This is a genomic window from Streptomyces sp. McG3 (assembly GCF_018619185.1).
In the GTDB taxonomy this organism is placed as follows: Bacteria; Actinomycetota; Actinomycetes; order Streptomycetales; family Streptomycetaceae; genus Streptomyces.
In genome coordinates, this window is sequence record NZ_JAAXYC010000546.1 from 1 (window position 1) to 1,879 (window position 1,879).

Genomic DNA, 1,879 nt, shown 5'->3' on the forward strand with positions numbered 1-1,879 from the left:
CCGGAACGGCTGCGGGCCGCGCGGTGGGGTTCACCGTGCGGCCCGGGGCGGGGTGTTCGCCGGGGGGTCAGCCCTTGCGGGTGTTGATCTCCTCGGTGAGCTGGGGCACGACGGCGAAGAGGTCGCCGACGACGCCGTAGTCGACGAGTTCGAAGATCGGGGCCTCGGCGTCCTTGTTGATCGCGACGATCGTCTTCGAGGTCTGCATACCCGCCCGGTGCTGGATCGCGCCGGAGATACCCGAAGCGATGTACAGCTGCGGCGAGACCGACTTGCCCGTCTGCCCGACCTGCGAGGTGTGCGGGTACCAGCCCGCGTCCACGGCGGCACGCGACGCACCCACCGCGGCCCCCAGACTGTCGGCGAGCGCCTCGATCAGGGGGAAGTTCTCCGCACCGTTGACGCCACGGCCACCGGAGACCACGATCGCCGCCTCGGTCAGCTCCGGGCGCCCCGTCGACTCACGCGGCGTACGGGACGTCACCTTCGTACCCGTCGCCGTCCCACCGAACGACACCGACAGGGCCTCGACCGTGCCGGCGGCAGCGGCCGGCTCGACGGGGGCGGAGTTCGGCTTGACCGTGATGACCGGAACACCCCTGGAGACCCGGGACCTGGTGGTGAAAGACGCGGCGAACGCGGCCTGCGTCGCGACCGGGCCCTGCTCACCGGCCTCCACATCGGTGGCGTCGGTGATGACGCCGGAGCCGACCCGCAGAGCGAGGCGGGCGGCGATCTCCTTGCCCTCGGCGGACGACACCACCAGCACCGCCACCGGCGACACCACGTCGAACGCGGCCCGCAGCGCGTCGACCTTCGGCACCACCAGATAGTCCGCGAACTCCGGGGCATCCGCGGTCAGGACCCTCACCGCACCGTGCTCACCCAGCACCGGGGCGGTCGCCTCCGCACCCGCACCCAGCGCCACCGCGACCGGGTCACCGATACGGCGCGCCAGCGTCAGCAGCTCCAGGGTGGGCTTGCGGACCGCACCGTCCACATGATCGACCAGAACAAGAACATCAGCCATGACAACGCACTCCAGGAAGAGAATGAAGAGAGAGAGGGGAAGGAGGAGGGGCTAGATGAACTTCTGGCCCACGAGGAACTCGGCGAGCTGCCTGCCGCCCTCGCCCTCGTCCTTCACGATCGTGCCCGCCGTCCGCGCCGGACGCTCGGTCGCGGAATCGACCGCCGTCCACGCACCCGCCAGACCGACCTCGTCCGCGTCCAGCCCCAGATCGTCCAGGTCCAGCGACTCCACCGGCTTCTTCTTCGCCGCCATGATCCCCTTGAAGGAGGGGTAACGGGCCTCACCGGACTGGTCGGTCACCGACACCACCGCCGGCAGCGACGCCTCAAGCTGCTCGGACGCCGTGTCACCGTCACGGCGCCCGGTCACCACACCATCCGCCACCGCGACCTCCGACAGCAGCGTCACCTGCGGCACACCCAGCCGCTCGGCCAGCAGCGCCGGCAGCACACCCATGACACCGTCGGTCGACGCCATCCCGCAGATCACCAGGTCGTACCCGGTCTTCTCCACAGCCTTCGCCAGCACCAGCGACGTACCCATCACATCACTGCCGTGCAGATCGTCGTCCTCGACGTGAACCGCCTTGTCCGCACCCATCGACAACGCCTTGCGCAACGCGTCCTTGGCATCCTCCGGACCCACCGTCACCACGGTGACCTCCGCATCGTCCGCCTCGTCAGCGATCCGCAACGCCTGCTCGACCGCGTACTCGTCCAGCTCCGACAACAGACCGTCGACATCCTCACGGTCCAGCGTCAGGTCATCGGCGAAACGCCGGTCACCGGTCGCGTCGGGCACGTACTTCACACAGACAACGATCCTCAAGCTCACGCCGGCTCTCCT

Annotated in this window: 2 protein-coding genes; both read right to left on the reverse strand. The window is 69.3% G+C overall.

All coding sequences use genetic code 11. The features are described 5' to 3' along the window. Positions 1-67: 67 nt before the first annotated feature. Complete coding sequence (locus HET64_RS38305; RefSeq protein WP_215111830.1) at positions 68-1,030, reverse strand: electron transfer flavoprotein subunit alpha/FixB family protein; 963 nt, start codon at positions 1,028-1,030, stop codon at positions 68-70. A 51-nt stretch (positions 1,031-1,081) separates the two neighbouring features. Next, positions 1,082-1,867 (reverse strand): electron transfer flavoprotein subunit beta/FixA family protein, encoded by a 786-nt coding sequence (locus tag HET64_RS38310; protein ID WP_215111831.1) that lies wholly within the window; start codon positions 1,865-1,867, stop codon positions 1,082-1,084. Between the last annotated feature and the right edge of the window lie 12 nt (positions 1,868-1,879).

What these genes read in the sequence shown, in the direction of transcription:
- HET64_RS38305 (WP_215111830.1), bottom strand. Translation starts at nt 1,030, where the DNA reads ATGGCTGATGTTCTTGTTCTGGTCGATCATGTGGACGGTGCGGTCCGC.